The sequence below is a fragment of the Niallia sp. 03133 genome (assembly GCF_052663225.1).
Window position 1 is genome coordinate 20,997 of the sequence record NZ_JBQTCY010000013.1, and the last position, 17,931, is coordinate 38,927.

The 17,931-nt window shown below is 38.1% G+C and carries 15 protein-coding genes; 12 read left to right on the forward strand and 3 right to left on the reverse strand.

Annotated elements, in window-relative coordinates:
• Positions 1-81 precede the first annotated feature (81 nt).
• From ACTYBU_RS17465 to ACTYBU_RS17500, 8 genes are all read left to right on the forward strand, one after another.
• Positions 82-690, forward strand: coding sequence for a LysE/ArgO family amino acid transporter (locus ACTYBU_RS17465; RefSeq protein ID WP_445491672.1), 609 nt, complete (start codon positions 82-84; stop codon positions 688-690).
• Positions 691-876: 186 nt separating this feature from the next.
• Positions 877-1,425, forward strand: coding sequence for a YdhK family protein (locus tag ACTYBU_RS17470; protein WP_445491674.1), 549 nt, complete (start codon positions 877-879; stop codon positions 1,423-1,425).
• Positions 1,426-1,745: 320 nt separating this feature from the next.
• Positions 1,746-2,441, forward strand: a complete 696-nt coding sequence (locus ACTYBU_RS17475; RefSeq protein ID WP_445491825.1) for a response regulator transcription factor — start codon at positions 1,746-1,748, stop codon at positions 2,439-2,441.
• A gap of 4 nt (positions 2,442-2,445) precedes the next feature.
• Positions 2,446-3,825 (forward strand): sensor histidine kinase, encoded by a 1,380-nt coding sequence (locus ACTYBU_RS17480; protein WP_445491675.1) that lies wholly within the window; start codon positions 2,446-2,448, stop codon positions 3,823-3,825.
• Between the two features lie 21 nt (positions 3,826-3,846).
• Positions 3,847-4,545 (forward strand): polysaccharide deacetylase family protein, encoded by a 699-nt coding sequence (locus tag ACTYBU_RS17485; RefSeq protein WP_445491826.1) that lies wholly within the window; start codon positions 3,847-3,849, stop codon positions 4,543-4,545.
• Positions 4,546-4,563: 18 nt separating this feature from the next.
• Positions 4,564-5,166 carry a DedA family protein gene (locus ACTYBU_RS17490; RefSeq protein WP_445491676.1) on the forward strand — a complete coding sequence of 201 codons (603 nt, stop codon included), beginning with the start codon at positions 4,564-4,566 and terminating at the stop codon, positions 5,164-5,166.
• A 101-nt stretch (positions 5,167-5,267) separates the two neighbouring features.
• On the forward strand, positions 5,268-6,446 hold the full coding sequence (locus ACTYBU_RS17495) for an MGDG synthase family glycosyltransferase (protein ID WP_445491678.1): 1,179 nt from the start codon (positions 5,268-5,270) through the stop codon (positions 6,444-6,446).
• A 481-nt stretch (positions 6,447-6,927) separates the two neighbouring features.
• Positions 6,928-7,572, forward strand: a complete 645-nt coding sequence (locus ACTYBU_RS17500; protein ID WP_445491679.1) for a DUF421 domain-containing protein — start codon at positions 6,928-6,930, stop codon at positions 7,570-7,572.
• Here the strand turns inward: ACTYBU_RS17500 and ACTYBU_RS17505 are convergent.
• Complete coding sequence (locus ACTYBU_RS17505; RefSeq protein WP_445491681.1) at positions 7,540-7,983, reverse strand: hypothetical protein; 444 nt, start codon at positions 7,981-7,983, stop codon at positions 7,540-7,542. The two genes, ACTYBU_RS17500 and ACTYBU_RS17505, sit on opposite strands and share 33 nt — an antisense overlap.
• Positions 7,984-8,283: 300 nt before the next feature.
• Between ACTYBU_RS17505 and galU the strand changes: the two genes are divergently transcribed.
• Complete coding sequence (galU, locus tag ACTYBU_RS17510; protein WP_445491683.1) at positions 8,284-9,168, forward strand: UTP--glucose-1-phosphate uridylyltransferase GalU; 885 nt, start codon at positions 8,284-8,286, stop codon at positions 9,166-9,168.
• Between the two features lie 151 nt (positions 9,169-9,319).
• Here the strand turns inward: galU and ACTYBU_RS17515 are convergent, their stop codons facing one another.
• Together ACTYBU_RS17515 and ACTYBU_RS17520 are read right to left on the reverse strand one after the other, a co-directional pair.
• Complete coding sequence (locus ACTYBU_RS17515; RefSeq protein WP_445491684.1) at positions 9,320-11,116, reverse strand: glycoside hydrolase family 66 protein; 1,797 nt, start codon at positions 11,114-11,116, stop codon at positions 9,320-9,322.
• A gap of 177 nt (positions 11,117-11,293) precedes the next feature.
• Entirely contained in the window at positions 11,294-13,855 is a 2,562-nt protein-coding gene (locus ACTYBU_RS17520; RefSeq protein WP_445491685.1) for a glycoside hydrolase family 31 protein, read from the reverse strand.
• A gap of 932 nt (positions 13,856-14,787) precedes the next feature.
• Here ACTYBU_RS17520 and ACTYBU_RS17525 point away from each other — a divergent pair.
• The 3 genes from ACTYBU_RS17525 to ACTYBU_RS17535 are packed head-to-tail and all read left to right on the forward strand — an operon-like array spanning position 14,788 to position 17,914.
• Positions 14,788-15,564 carry a sugar phosphate isomerase/epimerase family protein gene (locus ACTYBU_RS17525; RefSeq protein WP_445491686.1) on the forward strand — a complete coding sequence of 259 codons (777 nt, stop codon included), beginning with the start codon at positions 14,788-14,790 and terminating at the stop codon, positions 15,562-15,564.
• 49 nt (positions 15,565-15,613) lie between these two features.
• Positions 15,614-16,717 (forward strand): Gfo/Idh/MocA family protein, encoded by a 1,104-nt coding sequence (locus ACTYBU_RS17530; protein WP_445491687.1) that lies wholly within the window; start codon positions 15,614-15,616, stop codon positions 16,715-16,717.
• 60 nt (positions 16,718-16,777) lie between these two features.
• Positions 16,778-17,914 carry a Gfo/Idh/MocA family protein gene (locus ACTYBU_RS17535; RefSeq protein WP_445491689.1) on the forward strand — a complete coding sequence of 379 codons (1,137 nt, stop codon included), beginning with the start codon at positions 16,778-16,780 and terminating at the stop codon, positions 17,912-17,914.
• Positions 17,915-17,931 lie beyond the last annotated feature (17 nt).

A 17,931-nucleotide genomic window follows, 5' to 3' on the forward strand; every position in this document is an offset into this window, starting at 1 on the left:
TGGCTTCAATCCCATCCAATTGGCTGGAGACAAACCGGAATCGCTCTACTAAACTGTTGGAAAAGAACAGGAGGAGAGATTATGCTTCAAGCTGGAATGCACGCATTTATATTAGCATTAGGATTAATATTGCCGTTAGGGGTGCAGAACTTATTTGTGTTTAATCAAGGAGCAGCGCAGCATCGATTCAGACAGGCACTGCCTGCCGTTATCACTGCCTCTATTTGCGATACAATTTTAATTGGTTTGGCAGTACTTGGCGTTTCCGTTTTTTTATTAAAAATAGTTTGGATTAAAACAATATTTCTGCTGGCAGGCGTTTGTTTTTTGCTATATATGGGATATGTCATGTGGAAAAGCAAACCAGCAGTCAGCGAAGACGAGGAGAGAATATTTTCACCAAAAAAGCAAATAGTCTTTGCTATGTCTGTTTCATTGTTGAATCCACATGCAATCATGGATACAGTCGGAGTGATCGGAACAAGCTCTATGTTATACAGCGACATGGAAAAATACGTATTTACAGCCGTTTGCATGGTGGTATCATGGATTTGGTTTACCGCACTTGCGATTATAGGGAAAATAACAGGAATGGCAGATAAAAGCGGCAGACTGCTGGGGATGTTGAATAAGCTATCTGCTTTTGTCATGTGGGGAATGGCTATTTTAATGCTGCTGTCACTTCGCTAGGTGTTTTATCTACGTTTTTTTCCGTTTTATCTTCTTTTTTTGCTCGTTTTTCTTCTTTTTTTCAGCATGTATCTTCTCTTTTAATCGATTTATCGATTATTCTACAAAAATCGACAAGACTCCCACCTACTAGGTTTAAAATCACCCCCTGAGTGATAAAATTAAGAATAGATGAGGAGGGGGACGATGAAAAAATTAACGGCAGCTGTTGTTATTTCACTTTTATTTTTACTAGCCATAACAGCATGTTCATCAAACAAAGACGACGATTATAATGCCAATCCATTTTCCGAGGAAGAGCATGCCCATAACCGTACAGCCGAAGTGCCGGAAGGATTGATGGAAGCGGCAAATGCAAAATATATGGAAGGAAGTCATGTGAAAATTAAAGCAAATCACATGAAAGGCATGAACGGAGCAGAAGCCACCGTGTTAAGTGCTTACGACACAACAGCATATGTTGTCTCCTATATGCCGACAACAGGCGGAGACAAAGTAGAAAATCATAAATGGGTGATTCAAGAAGAAATTAACGATTCCGGCAAGGACGAGCTGGCACCTGGAACAAAAGTAACATTGGAAGCGGATCATATGCCTGGCATGAAGGGGGCAAAAGCCACCATTGAGAAGGCGGAAAAAGCAACCGTCTATATGGTCGACTACACCCCAACAACAGGCGGGAAAAAAGTAACCAACCATAAATGGCTGACAGAAAATGAACTGGAAGCCGACTAACAGCTGCAAAAATAACTTTTAGACCAATTTTAAAAGTTGTTTCTGCAGCTTTTTCCTTTTAATCAAAGGTGTTTGGAACCCACCCTGAAATTACATTAAAAAGTTTATTAAAAATTCATTAAAAAAATAAATACAAGCAAAAATAATGCTATGTTGTATAAGGAGTAAAAAATACGCTCAGAGTGTAGAAAAAGCATGATTGCTGAAACTTCAGGCTGTTCGAATACGTTTGTATTTTGAGGAGTCCATGTGTGAGGACAGAGTTGCCATTGAAGGGCAATGAACAAGGCGCTTGTGCATTTCATTTAGGAGGGTTTATCATTTCAAAGCGCATTTTGATTGTGGAAGATGAATTTCAAATAGCGAAAATAGTAAAGATAGAATTGGAATATGAAGGATATGAAGCAGTCGCAGTTTATGATGGGAAATCAGGATTATCAGCTGCTTTGAATGGGACATTTGATTTGGTTTTGTTAGATGTGATGCTGCCGGAATTGAACGGCATAGAGGTTTTAAGAAGAATTCGAAAAGAAAACGCCAAGCTTCCGGTCATCTTATTAACCGCTCGGAACATGACAGTGGATAAGGTAACAGGACTGGACCTTGGCGCTAATGACTATATTACCAAGCCGTTTGAAATAGATGAGCTCTTGGCAAGAATTCGTTCCTGTATTCGCCAAAACTCCATCCCGGTTGATAGCACGCCTGAGGATAATGTAATGGCCATCAAAGATTTAACGATTAATCTGGATACACGAGAAGTAAATAAAGGGGACCAATCCATCACATTAACCCCAAAAGAATATGATTTGCTCGTGTATTTAATATCCAATAAAAATAAAATTGTGACAAGAGAAAATATTTTGCTTCATGTATGGGGATATGAATTTGAAGGAGAAACGAATGTAATTGATGTGTATATCCGGCATTTAAGAAAGAAAATGGAGGAAGGCTTCTCCAATCCCATCATCATTGAAACAGTCAGGGGAGTAGGTTATATAGTAAGGGAGAATTAAGCAGATGAAAATGACAACAAAAATGAATCTCGCCACGACCGCCTGGATTTTTTGTGTGCTGCTTGCAGTAAATGCGATTGTATTTTTTTCTTTTATGAACATTGTGGTCAAAACGGAAAGAGAGGAACTGTTCCAGAAAGCGGATGATATGATTAACGCCATTAACATTACAGATCCTCCAACAGTTGTTAATGAAAAATTAAAATCTTTTTTAACGAGCCGCATCTTTATCCGGATTCTTAACTCAGACTCGGAAATAATGAATCAAGTAACCAATGATAAACAATTAGCTGCTAAAATAAAAGGGGAATTTTCAAAGGTAGCGGTAGCAAAAAGGCGAACCATTGCGGAAGAACATAGTGAAGAGCAAGTCATCATTGTGCGGGTGCCGATTGAGTCAAATGGGAAAGTAGTCCAGACACTCGAGATGGGTGAACGCATTGTTGGACTGGAAATAGCAAAAGACGTCTTGCTTTCCATCCTTATTACTTGTACCATTTTAGGTGCTGCATTTGCTCTATTTGGGGGCAGATGGTTGTCTAATTTTTTCATGCGGCCTATTTCCAACATGATTAATACGATGGAAGATATTGAGCAAAGCGGTATATTGAAAAGAATTGTCATTCAACAGGATATGAAAGACGAATTGCAGAAAATGGCGGTTACATTTAATCGCATGATTGAAAAGCTAGACGAAAATATGGAGAAGCAAAAGCAATTTATATCGGATGCTTCCCATGAACTGAAAACACCGCTTACGGTAATAAAAAGCAGTGCAGATTTTCTTCGCAGGAGAGGCTTAACGAATAAAGAGATTGCGGCTGATGCCATCCAGTCCATTTATTCTGAAGCGACGCATATTCAAAAAATGACCGAACGATTTTTGGATTTAGCCAACACGGAAAAGGGTAATGAATTAGATCTCCAGTCAATTGACATGATCGAATTGTGTGAAGAGATGACGAAACAGCTGAATAGAGCCTATAAGAGAGAAATCGTTCTTCATTATACGAAAGAACCAATTACTGCTTCCATCGATTATTTGAAAATAAAACAAGTCATTATTATCCTGCTCGATAACGCAATAAAATATAGTACAGAAAAAATAGATGTCTTTTTAGAAGAGAACGAAAAATCTACCATTATTCGTGTAAAAGATAATGGGATTGGAATTCCTCCTTATGAAATAGATCATATCTTTGAACGTTTTTACCGGGTAGATAAAGCGAGAAGCCGAGAGAAAGGCGGAACAGGGTTAGGGTTGTCTATAGCTAAAAATATTATGAAGCAGCATAATGGAGAAATTCGCGTAAAAAGTGAAGAAGGAATTGGAACAGAAGTGGCGCTGTTTCTCCCAAAAAACAGCAGGGAAGACGCCCATTAAAAGGAAGGAATTGTATTGTTTGTGATCAATTTTCTTGTAATAGGTATAACTAGTATATTTTTACTATTCGTATTTTATGCGGTCATCCCAACGGTGTTTATTCGTATGACTGGGAAAGGTGTGGAAAAAAGGATACAATCAGAAGCAATTGCATTAACTTTTGACGATGGACCACATCCCATCTATACCGTCCAATTGCTGGATTTATTAAAAAAATATGGGGTCAAAGCTTCCTTTTTTGTTGTTGGCAGCAAGGTAGAAAAGCATCCGGATATTATTCAACGGATGCACGAAGAAGGACATGCAATTGGCATCCATCATTATAAGCATGTATCCAGCTGGTTTATTTCTCCCTTTCGGCTAAGAGACGAGTTAAAAAGGACAGAAAAAGCCATAATGGATTGTACAAAGGAAAAAGCCGCTCTTTATCGACCGCCATGGGGTCATTTAAATCTTTTCTCCTTGTTTGTGAGTAAAGGATATAAAGTGGTCATTTGGTCGCATATCTTTGGCGATTGGAGAATAGAGAAGTGCCAGAATGGACTGCTTGACTCCTTGCGTTCAGCGACTGAAAAAGGCTCCATTTTTGTTCTTCATGACTGCGGACAAACGGTTGGCGCTGAGATAGAGGCTCCTAAATATATGCTCGAGAAGTTGGAAATCTATCTGGATGAGACGACGAATAAAGGAACCAAGTTTGTAACGTTAAAAAATATTTAGCTAGTTAGAGAGGGTATTATGAATGTAGAGACGATTGTAAATTACATGAATGTATATGGCTATTTTATTATCTTTTTATGTTTGTACTTAGGCATTGTTGGAATTCCTGCACCAGAAGAATCCCTTCTTTTTCTAATTGGTGTGTTGATTGGCCAACATCAGCTCGAGTTTGGAGCTGCAGTGCTGTATGCAAATCTTGGTGCTTTTGCTGGAATGATGACAGGCTATTTTATTGGAAAAAAGATTGGCTATCCATTTATCCATAAATACGGAAAGTACATCGGCATCACGAATGAACGGTGGGAAAAAGCTAAATATAGGTACGAAAAAAATGTGCAAAAGTCGATTTTATTAGGATTTTATATGCCTGGTTTGCGGCAAATAAGTCCATACTTTGCCGGAATTGCCAATATCCCTTTTCGGAAATATATTATGTGCTCCCTAATAGGCACCCTGATTTGGATCAATCCATTTATCTTGGGTGGATATTATATTGGACAATATTTTTCGATTAATCCGGACTATGTTCCGTATGTAGGAGTTCTTTTTCTCCTTGTTTTTGTACTGTACGTTTTATTTAAGCAAGTGAAAAAGAAAGTAAAAAAGAGAATTCATAATTAATTAATTTAAAAATCAGAAAAGGCACTTTTAATTAAATCGTATTTTTCCTATAAGAAATAATCTTAGGATGATTTTCTTAAAAGAAAAAGGAGATGACATAGATGAAAAAAATATTGTTTTTGCCGCTATTGCAAATGCAGTCAGGACATCATCAAGTTGCAGAAGCATTAATGGATCTGTTAAAGGATCAAAAAGAGGAATTGACACTTAAAAAAATAGATATATTAAGTTATACAAATGAATCTCTGGAAAAGATGGTGACAAATGGTTATCTAAAATGGATTCGCTACGCACCAGAAACGTATAATCTCGCCTATAAAAACTTATTCTACGTATCCCCTGCAAAGGTTCATGCGTTTACATGGTATCAACCTATTTTTTTGAAAAAATTAGAACGGTTAATAGAGGATGAGAAGCCGGATTTAATCGTTTGTACGCATGGTTTTCCTTCCTATCTTCTCAGCAAATTAAAAAGGAAAAAGAAATGCCGTATTCCGATAATAAATGTTTATACGGACTTTTTTATCAATAATGTTTGGGGAAAAGAAGGAATTGATTATCATTTCCTCCCAACTCAAGAAATGAAGGAAACACTTCAGAGAACTCATTCTATTCCAGATGATCATCTGATTGTCACAGGCATTCCTGTGCATAAAGAAATCAAAAAGAATGCAATGGATCGTGAACAAAGCAAGCGGCCGAAAATAATCCTATCCGGCGGAAATAGCGGATTAGGAGGAATGTCAAAAATCACAGATGGATTAAAGCAGTCAACACAATTTGATTTTCTTGTTCTTTGTGGAAATAATCAAAAACTGTATGATGAACTTCTCTCGTGGAATTTGCCGCATATTAAACCGCTGCCTTATCTGACATCAAGATCCGAAATGAACAGGCTGTATGAGGAAGCGGATGCGATTGTCACTAAGCCAGGGGGAATTACGATAAGCGAAGCGTTGAAAAAAAGACTGCCTATTTTTGTTCATACGTTCCTGCCCGGCCAAGAACAAATTAATCTTCACTATTTAAAAGAAAAAGGGCTTGTCTTCCATCTGGATGAAAAAAGCTCCATTGCAGGTCAATTAACGAACGTCTTACAAGACAAGCAGAAAATGAACCATTTTGCGCAAGCAGTGAATGATTACCAAAAAGGAATCGAAATAGAAAAGCCAGAAAAAATAGCAGAAATCATCCAATCTATTCTACATCAGCCAACAAACAGCATGCCATCTTCGCTGACGAAGAAATCAAAAGTGCTAGTCAGCTTGGGCATGGATTAACGAAGCAGCATTATTTATCCCACTCTTAACGGGCAGTAAGACCCCCCTCAAGATGCAGAGGAACCGAGAAGATAGGTGTTGAAACTTGCCCGTAAAGGTCCGATAAGTAAAACTAACCATCAGTGGGGGATGAACCCCAATGTCATTAAGTTCAACTTCAATATATTGGAAATAGAATAAAAAGTGGGAGTATGCGTTAGGTTTTCCGAGGCTCACCGCTCGCTTTCCATGGGGCGAGCGGTGAGCCTCCTCGTCGCGGACGCTCCTGTGGGGTCTCACCTGTCTCGCAATTCCCATAGGAGTCGAGCGGACGCCTCTCCAAACGAACAATTTTTATATTAATACAATTTATGGAATCTTAAGTTGATGACATTGGGGATGAACCCCCTTTCACTGATGGAAGTATTACTTTATACAAAAAACAGGAATAATCCCCCCTCCTTTCGGGAATAGAACGGAAAGCGAGAGGAGGGGAACAAACTTGTTATATGGATTGATTATTCTAAAGCTTGTAATTGGACTTATCGCGTTGATTGTTGTTATGCGCCTGCTTGGCAAAAAAGAAATGTCAGAGGTAACGCCATTTGACTTTATTTATACGTTAATACTAGGCGGCATTTTAGAAGAATCACTTTATGATGAAAAAATATCCATTCTACACATTTTATGTGCCATAACAGTGTGGGGAATTCTAATTTATATAGTGGAAATGCTTGTACAGAAAATGGATAAAATGAAAAAGCCTTTAAAAGGGGAACCGGCAGAGCTTCTCGCAAACGGCAAGCTGAACATGGACGAATTAAAGAAAAATCAAATCGAAATGGAACAGCTTCGATCTATGCTGCGCGGGAAAGATATTTTTTCTATCAAAGATGCAAACTACGTGCTGTTAGAAACAAACGGCATGCTCAGTGTAATAGGAAGTGCAGATTCTAAGCCTTCACCATCCTTTATGGTGATGGATGAAGGAATAATGAAAGAGCATGGTTTAAAAAAGATAGGCAAATCAAAAGCATGGCTGCAGGACCAGCTCATCAAGAGAAATGTAAAAGCAAAAGACGTATTCTATGCAGAATGGTCCGAAAAAAACGGATTATATTTCATTTGCTACGATAAAAAGGAGTGATCTTGAGAAGATCGCTCTTTTTTTGGTGCTGCTTTTGGGGGTTGTTGCAGTTTTGGATGAGGTTTTTGCAAGTTTTGGGTGAGGTTGTTGCAGTTTTGAGTGAGATTGTTTCATTTTTTGGTGAGATTGTTTCAATTTTGGATGGAATTGTTTCATTTTTTGGTGGAATTGTTTCAGTTTTTTCGAAATAGCTATTATTCTGCAGAAATCGACAAAAACCGCTCTTCGTTTAGCAGGCGGAGCCCCATTAAATGGTTTATCTACATTTTTATTAATTTTTTTTATCCCAGAGTTATCTCCTTTTTTCATGCATTTATCAATTATTCGCCAAAAATAGTCAATATTTAACACTTTATCTCCCCGTTTATCACTTCCATAATATGTTACAATGTGAAATGGGAGTGTTTTCATATTATCCTTGCACGAGCAGTGTTACTAGTAAACTCTATCTTGATGGCCATTTAATTAAGTAGAGATTCCGATTGCTTTTTTCCCACAGCGTTAATAGCGGCAATCCCCTCCGCCTTACATGAAAATTTTTTTCGAAAAATATACAACAAGTTATTTCCAAATAACTCAAAATTATGGTAATATAAGTGTGCGTTATATAGAACAACAAACGTGAAGTATGACTAATAATGGCCTTCACCAGCTGGATCTGTATAAAGCTACACTATATGAATTTATTTATCAATGATCGGAGGATTTACATTGAAAAAAGTAAAAAAAGCAATTATACCAGCAGCAGGATTAGGGACAAGATTTTTACCGGCAACGAAAGCGATGCCAAAGGAAATGCTGCCGATTGTCGATAAGCCAACTATTCAGTACATAGTGGAGGAAGCCGTTGCATCAGGTATTGAGGATATTATCATTGTAACGGGAAAAGGAAAAAGAGCAATTGAGGACCATTTTGACTACGCACATGAATTAGAACATAATCTGTTAGAAAAAGAGAAATATGATTTGCTTGAAAAAGTACAGTATTCCTCTAATTTAGCGGATATTCATTATATTCGCCAAAAAGAGCCTAAAGGATTGGGGCATGCTGTTTGGTGTGCCAAAAGCTTTATCGGAGACGAACCATTTGCTGTTTTATTAGGAGATGATATCGTTCAAAGCGATACACCATGCTTAAAGCAGCTTATCGATCAATACGAAGAAACACTTTCTTCCGTTATTGGCGTTCAAGCAGTGGCAGATCATGAAACAAACCGATACGGCATTGTCGATCCAAGTCTGCAAGAAGGAAGACGCTATCAAGTAAACAGCTTTGTGGAGAAGCCGGCGCTTGGAACAGCTCCTTCCAATTTAGCCATCATGGGCCGTTATGTGCTGACACCAGAGATCTTTATGTTTCTGGAAAATCAGCAAAAAGGGGCAGGCGGTGAAATCCAGCTGACAGATGCAATCCAGAAGCTAAACGAAATCCAACGCGTATTTGCGTATGATTTCGAAGGAGATCGCTACGATGTTGGGGAAAAACTAGGCTTTGTGAAAACAACATTAGAATTTGGCTTGCAGCAAAAAGACCTGCAAGAAGAACTTCTAGCGTATATGAAAGAGATGCTTTCGAAATACGAAGTGAAAATATAAGATCAAAAAAGAACGATGCACTCGTCTAAAAGACTAGCATCGTTCTTTTTTATAGTATTATAGTATCAGAATTTAACTGTCTAATCAGACGATAGGAACTCGCATATTTAGCTGGCTAGTCCAAACCGCAATAACCAAGGAGCTTTCTCTGTTATTCCCCATACTCAACCACCACCATATCCCAATACTTCAGACTTGGAAGGGTAAAAGACACCGTGCCGTCCTTCTGTTCAAAAGATAGCGGAATGGGAACCCCACTGTCCTTATCAGGAGAGGCCATCCAAATATTTTCGACCGTGCGATTTTCCTCCAGCTTAATGGGTACGTCTTTTCGTTCCTGCGGTTCTGCTTGATTTGCGTCGGTATCCCGCCATTCTAAAGTGGTGGCATTCGACAAATTGATCAAGTGCAGGATTTTTTTATTTTCTTTTTGTTTCGCAAAACTCCATATTTTTCCTATTTCTGGTTCTGTTGAAAAAGAGTCTCCATCAATGGTGACAGAATCATTCTCTACATTGTCTCGAAGCATGTTTTCATAGGCAACGATGAAATCATAATAATGCTTTATGCTTTCCTGTAAAGATGGACTCATCATAAAGTTATGATGAGGGAAATACTCTTTGGACAACATATGCTCTCCAAGCTCTAGATGGGAGCCACCTGAAGCAAAAATAACACTGTCAGCTAATAAAATGCCAGCTGGATTAAATTCACCTGGATTATTGGATGCATTGTAATTCATGTATGCTGCCAAGACACTATTTTTCCCTTGAGAATATTGCTTGTTATCCTCAATAATTTGTTTTAAGTCTTGAAAATATTTGTAGTCATCCCAAACTTCTGTATATAAAAAATCAACCGGCGCTTGGCCAATTTGTTTTTGCCCATATTGATTTACCGCATTTATCACAAGGCGTTTATCCGGCATAGATGATTTAGCATGGTCAAGAAAAGGAAGAAAAGTATCATCCAGCACGACTTCATTGCCATCATAATCATACACGGTTCCTCTTGGTCCAAGCTGATCGATATGCCATCCATCAAATGGCAGGCTGTTGTAAACTATTTTCTGTTGGTTAAATAGATAATCTTGCCAAGCGATATTGCCGGGGTTTACTAAAAACACATCACTTTTCCAATTATCAGGCAGGGGATGAAAATCCTGCGCATTCTTTTGATTGTCTTTAAATAATCGCCATTCGGTCTGGACCCCATCCTTTTCGGCTTCAGCAAAAGCACCATATAAAAGATTGTACGCCATTGTTTTCATATTGTGTTGATGAGCTAAATCAATATAGGACTTAATCGTCTTCAGGGAAGTAGGACGATTAGCAATATCTTCCCAATAAGGAGCAGGTGCATTGTTTTCCATTTTCAGCGGCTGATGATGCTTATAATGCCAATCATAAAATTGGATTCCATTGATATGATGACGATTTAAGCTAGAGATGATTTTCCCTTCTTCATCCCCTTGCATATCAGGAAAGCTGGATAAAAAGCCATACCGGGGGAATTTCGACCAATCGCTGGAAACATCGACACCAATGGTTTCTTCCTCTTTTTCGGTGGAGGAAGTAAATGAAGCCCGAACAAGATAGCCTTGAAAGTCCTCTGCCGGTGGTTTCCACGTCCACTTTACTTGATTGGAATCCACCTTAATTTCTTGTTGGGAAACCTCCTTATTCAAGTGAAAATAAGAAATTTTTAAGCGACCATTTGAAACATTGTCTGCAAGTTTTAGAGAAAATGCAATAGAATCATTTGGATGATAAGCAGCTTTATCTGTTTCCAATGCTTGAATCAAATCTGCCTGCAGCAACGGTGCTTCTTTTTTTGTTTGCTCTGGTAATTTTTTTGAAGGATACAAAGATGTATATGTATATCCTATCCCTATTGCTATAAGTAAAATAATGACTAGTAGAAGAATTGATTTTTTCTTTAAAAACATAAAGTTACTCCCAACATCAAGGTTTAGCTGCTATGTGAAAAATCTATTATCCATACCCTTTTTCAAGAAAAGATAAACCTGTTTTTGAAAAAATTATATCATGAAGAAAAAAAGAGTCCCAGCATTGACGCATATTGGGACTCTTTTTTGTTTAATCAAACGTTTGTTTAACTTTTATTATCGAATTTTCACTTCTTTTTTCTCATCGACTGGAATACTTACATACGCAGTCTTTGTTTTTTCATCATAGAAGTAAGTATTCGTTTGTCCTTGTGCTTCCTGTAAGGATGATACTTCTTTATATTTTTGGCCGCCAGCTTTTACTTGAGATGGTTTTTCCACATTGTTTACCTTTAATGTATATTGTGCTAGTTTAGAATCTTGATAGTTCTTCTTCTTCTGTTCTTGTTTAAAGGTAATAGCGTTCGGTTTTTTCTTCACCTTGAACTCTGTTTCGTTAAACTCGCCGTTTTTATAATCCTCTGTTTCTCCATCATCTTCAAAGAATGTATAGGAGGCTTCTTTATCCACATACGTATCCAGTACAAGATTCGTTAACGGCTTTTCATCTGTATACTGCTGCACGTCACGTGTTGGAATAATCGATTCTTTTTTCACGAAAATTGGCAGGTGGTCAAGCTGCGCATCCACCGTAATCGTTTGGCCGCCAGTATATTCTTGACCAGTCCAGTAGTCTGTCCAGTTCGCACCTTCAGGAAGATAGACGTCACGGGATGTTTGCCCTTCATTGATCACCGGTGCAAGCATCATCGAATCGCCAAACATATATTGGTCGCTGATGTCATGCGTTTTGTCGTCATGCTGGAATTGGTAGACAAGCGGCTGCTGTACTGGTTTTCCGCTGTCTGCAGATTCTCTAAACTCATTATAAAGATATGGCAGCAATTGATAGCGCATTTCGATATACTTTTTGCTGATTTGTTCTACTTCTGGACCAAATGCCCATGGCTCCTGCCCTTGTTTCACCGTTGCTTTTGCATCAGAATCATAATGGATACGGGAGAATGGCAGGAAGGCGCCAACTTCGATCCAACGAGCAAATAGTTCTGGACTAGGACGGGATGCAAAACCGCCGATATCATTTCCAACAAAGGAAACTCCAGACATCCCAACATTCATATTGATTGGAAGAGACATTTGTAAATGCTCCCATGTACTTGCATTATCGCCAGTCCATAATGCAGCATAACGTTGTGTACCTGCATACATATCGCGAGTCAGCACGAATGGACGTGTTCCTGGTTTATTCAATTTAAATCCTTGATAAGTAGCCGCTGTTTCGTCATGACCATACGTATTATGGTATTCGGTATGAAGAATTTTATTATCCTCTGTACCGAAATAATTATCTAATGGCATTGTATGTGCATGTCGATCGTCATCACGGAAGACCGCAGGCTCATTCATATCATTCCAAATTCCGTCAATTCCCTCATTAAATAAGACGCTGTGGTTTTTCGCCCACCAATCACGTACTTCTTGTTTTGAGAAATCAGGAAAAGCAGAATCTCCAGGCCAAACAGGACCAATATAAGGAGTGCCATCTGGATTTTTCGCCCAAAAATCTTTTTGTGTTCCTTCGTTATAAATGCTGTAGTTTTCATCTTGTTTTACAGCTGGGTCATTAATCGCAATGGAATGGAAGCCAGGCATTGACTCCAGCTGCTTTAATGCTTGTTTATATTGTTCGTTCCAAGTAAAGACACGGTATCCATCCATATAGTCGATATCAAAATGCATGGTATCTAGAGGGATCTTTTTTTCTCGATATGTTTTGGCAACATTCACGATTTCATCTGGTGTATAGCCCCATTTACTTTGATGCAATCCTAATGTCCATTCTGCCGGAACATCCATTTTTCCAGTCAGATCTGTATAACGGTCAATAACATCCCCAACCTCTGGACCATAGGCAAAATAATAGGTTAACTTCCCGCCATTGGCATAGAAGTAATAATAATCATCTGATTCACTTGCCATTTCGTAATAAGAGCGATACGTGTTATCAAAGAAAATGCCGTATGCTTTTTCATTTTTTAAGCCAATAAAAAATGGAATAGATGTGTAGAGATATTTTTCATTCTTTGTATAGGAATATGCATCTGTATTCCATAATCCAATGCTGTCGCCGCGTTTATTAACATCTAAGCCAGCTTGTTCACCAAAACCATAGAAGTCCTCGTCTTTATCTGTTTTTTTGAACACATATGGCTTGCCATTTTCATAGCCAGCTGTTTTATCTTGATTCACATAATCTTCATTAATCACATTTCCTTCTTTGTCCAGGAATTTAACACCAAAAGGCTCTTTTTTAATTTCAACGGTTAGTTCTTCTGTTTCGAGGGTAATAATACCATTAGTATCTTTTACCTTAAATTCAGGAGTCTTCCAATCTTGTTCCTTTTTCGCAATCCCTTGAGATTCAAATTCCTTTTCGCCTTTTTTCAGGACAGATACTTTCACTAAGTCCTTGTCAAAAATGCGGAAATAAGCTTCATTTGTGCCTAAATCTAATTTAACACCATTGTTCAGCTGTTGTACTCCCAATACTTTCAGCTTTTCTAAATTTTCTTTTGATAATGGTGTATCAGGCTCCGGCTGTGTTACCGCAAGCACGTTTGGAGCTACGGTTGTTAAGCTGACTGCAGCTGCAAGCGAAAGACTTGCTAAAACTTTTAATGATTTTTTTTGCCTTTTTTTCTGCTTTTGTTTCCCCATCTTTTCACCTCGTCCAATTAATAGTCTTACGAAGCAAATATACGGAATCGACAAATTCCTCGTCAATGGGACCAGTTCCAGTAAATGACGCTGTGAATAAAGGACTGTTCATAAGGGCTGGCACAAGTTGAGAGCGTTTTCGTTTTTGTGGAAAGCCATTTCAAAAAAAAACAAAAAATCATTCTATATCACTGCTATTGTTAGGAATAAAAATACAAAATAAGGGGATATACCTAAAAATGTAATGAGAAAACAAAAATATTGAAGTTTATTTTACTGTTTGAAATAGGAATGAAATATTCTTAATAGTAAGAAGTGGGTTATCTAGTGTAAAAGAAGTGTTTTTAAAAATAGGAATATAAAAAAAGAGGAGTATATATTTGGGAAAATAGTTATTTTATAGGGTTTGTGTAAAGTAACCTTATACACGAAAGGTTAGTTCCTTTTTTCGTTGATGAGATAGTGTCGAGAAGCTGAATGTTCCAGCACGTTTTATCTATTATATATAGGATAGTGTCGTAATTGCTTTTGCGGTACCGGTTCCGTATCATTATACAATTGCAATGTTTGTTTGGCAAGAGGGAAGTGGGATGCGACGGCGAGAGAATTTAGCTATTTGTAGGGATCTACTTCCTGACTACCGATTATCACTTCTACCCGACTTGTTATTGCCTTAAAAGAGAATACCCAGGTATATTTTAAGTTGTTATTAATATCGAACATAAAGAAAGAGTAGTCTTTTTCTTATTCTAATGATAGAAATAGAAAAAATAATGTCAGATTATCTAACCATAATAGTGACTTATATAATAATTACTTTTATAATAAATGTAATCCGTTACATAAAAAACAAAAATGTAATCCGTTACATAAAGCTGCATGATTAAGCAGTAACTAAACCAATTAATAGAAGAAAAGAGAGGCTGATTAAAATGAAGAAGTTAAAAATAGGCGTACAACTTTGGACATTGCATCCAGAAATGGTGAAAGACCCCGTAGGAACATTACGAAAAGTGGCAGAGATGGGATATGAAGGAGTAGAATTTGCCCATGCAACATATGATGGTCTCCCTCCTGAAAAAATGAGAAGTCTATTAGAAGAACTTCATTTAGTACCTGTTGCAAAACACCTGGGAGGCTATGATGCCATTACTGTCGATTTGGAAAAAGAAATGGAATATACGCAAAAAGTAGGCAGCAAATTTATGGTGTATTCTCTAATGGATAAATTTAGAAGAGATGATGAAAAACTGTGGAAGCAGGCTTTAGAGGATCTTGCAAAAGCAGGTGAAAAATGTGCAGAGAATGGAATCCAATTTTGCTACCATAACCATGAATTTGAATTTACAGAGAAAAAGAATGGAAAGCCTATTTTAGATGTTATTTTTGAAACATTGCCAGAAGATACAGTAAAAGCGGAATTGGATGCCGGTTGGATTTTTCATGGCGGATGTAATCCAGTTGATGTAATCAATCAATATACTGGAAGACTGCCAATGCTTCATTTGAAAGATATGTCTGCAACTGCAGTTGAACGAGAAGACACAACAGTAGAATTAGGTAAAGGAGACGTTAATTTATTGGAGACCATTGATGCAGCGGCAAATGCAGGTGCTGAGTGGTTGGTGGTGGAGCAGGATTACTGTCAGAACCCACCGTTAGTAACAGTGGAAAACAGCTTGAATTGGCTGCGTAAGAATTACCTTTAATTCTACTGATACATTTACAACAAGATTAATAGAAACAGAGGTGGACATAATGGAAAGAGTAAAAGTTGGAATAATCGGCTGCGGAACGATATGTCCTATCTATTTCGAAGCTGGAAAAAAGTTTGATATTTTAGACATTGTTGCTTGTGCGGACATAGATGAAGAAAAAGCAAGGTTAAGAGCGGAACAGTTTCAGGTGAGAGCAATGAAAGTGGATGAACTTTTGGCCGATCCCGAAATTGAAATCGTGATAAATTTAACGATTCCAGCCGTTCATGCTGATATACATCTTAAGGCATTGCATGCTGGAAAACATACGTATGGGGAAAAGCCTTTGGCGGTTCTTTTGGAAGATGGGGAAAAGATTCTTCACTTGGCAAAGGAAAAGAACTTGCTGGTGGGATCCGCACCAGATACTTTTCTTGGAGGGGCGATCCAAACATGCCGAAAACTAATAGATGATGGATGGATTGGAAAACCTATCGCAGCTACCGCCTTTATGATGGCTGCTGGACCAGAAAGCTGGCATCCAAACCCTGGATTTTTGTATCAAGAAGGGGCTGGACCGATGTTTGATATGGGTCCCTATTACTTAACAGCACTTATTAATTTATTGGGAGCTGCAAAACGGGTAAGCGGATCAACGCAAACAACATTTCAAGAGAGAATGATAACAAATGGCATTAACTACGGAGAAAAAATTCCAGTGGAAACACCTACACATATTTCTGGAACAATGGAATTTGAAAGCGGAGCGTTAGGGACGATGATTATGAGCTTTGATATTCCTGGCAATTCGAAGCTTTCTGATATAGAGATTTATGGAACCGAAGGAACGTTGGTTATTCCACATCCGAATTTTTATGATGGATCCATCTATTTAAAACGTAAAAATCATTGCGATTTTACAAAAGTTACTTTGACGCATGGCTTTACAGAGAATAGTAGAGGGCTGGGAGTAATGGACATGGCTTATGCTATCCGAAATGAGCGTCCGCATCGTGCGAGTGGAGAAATGGCATATCATGTTTTAGAAATAATGCATGCCTTTCATCTTTCTTCTGTCGAAGGAAAGCATTATGAAATGAAAAGCTCCTGTGAAAAACCAGCAGCTCTCTCCTTAAATTTGCCAGAGAGCAGATTAGACTTTTAACATTTTGACAGTGAAAATAAATTTTTCAATAGAAAATTAGTAGAAAAGGAGATTTTAATAATGTCAGAAACAAAAAAGGTGAAGATTGGAATTATTGGATGTGGTGGCATTGCTTTTGGTAAGCATCTTCCATCCCTTGCAAAAGTGCAGGATAAAGCAATTATGACCGCTTTTTGCGATATTGAATTAGATAGAGCAGAAAAAGCGGCGAAAGAGTATGGAAGCAGCGAATCCAAAGTTTATACTGATTATAAAAAACTATTAGAAGATCCAACAATTGATATTGTCCATGTATGCACACCGAACGTTTCTCATGCAGAAATTACAATTGCAGCATTGGAAGCTGGAAATCATGTGATGTGTGAAAAGCCGATGGCTATTAATTCGGAAGAAGCGAAAAGCATGTGGGAAGCTGCGAAACGTACAGGGAAAAAGCTGACAATTGGCTATCAAAACCGCTTCAGAAGTGATTCAATGGCATTAAATGAAGCGTGTACTGCAGGAGATTTAGGTGAAGTATATATGGCAAAAGCCCATGCTGTCCGTCGAAGAGGGGTTCCAACTTGGGGAGTATTTATGGACAAAGAAAAGCAAGGAGGCGGTCCGCTTATTGATATTGGTACTCATGCATTAGATTTAACTCTATGGATGATGAATAACTATAAACCAAAAATGGTAGTAGGTTCTGCTTTTCAAAAATTAAAGGATAAATCAGAAGGAAATATGTTTGGACCTTGGGACAGCAGCAAATTTGATGTAGAAGATTCTGCGTTTGGTTTTATCAAAATGGAAAACGGGGCAACAATCTATCTGGAGACTTCTTGGGCATTAAATATGATTAATGCAAAAGAAGCACAAGTTACATTATGCGGCACAGAAGCAGGTGCAGAAATGTTTGGAGAAGCATGGGACAACAAAGGTCATGTTACGTTTAATTCTACTAAATATGGCCAGTTTATTGAAACCAATACATCTGCCGGTGGAGGAGTAGCTTACTATGAAGGAGTGGGGCTAAACGCAGGAGAATTAGAAGCTCGACAATGGATAGAGGCAGTGATAGAAGATAAAGAACCTTTAGTGAAACCGGAAGAAGCATATATTGTGACGAAAATCCTTGAGGCAATTTATGAATCCGCCAAAACAGGGAAGGCGATTGAGTTTGCCGAAGAATCTCAAAATTTGATACATGCTAAATAAGCAGAAGAAATACAAAG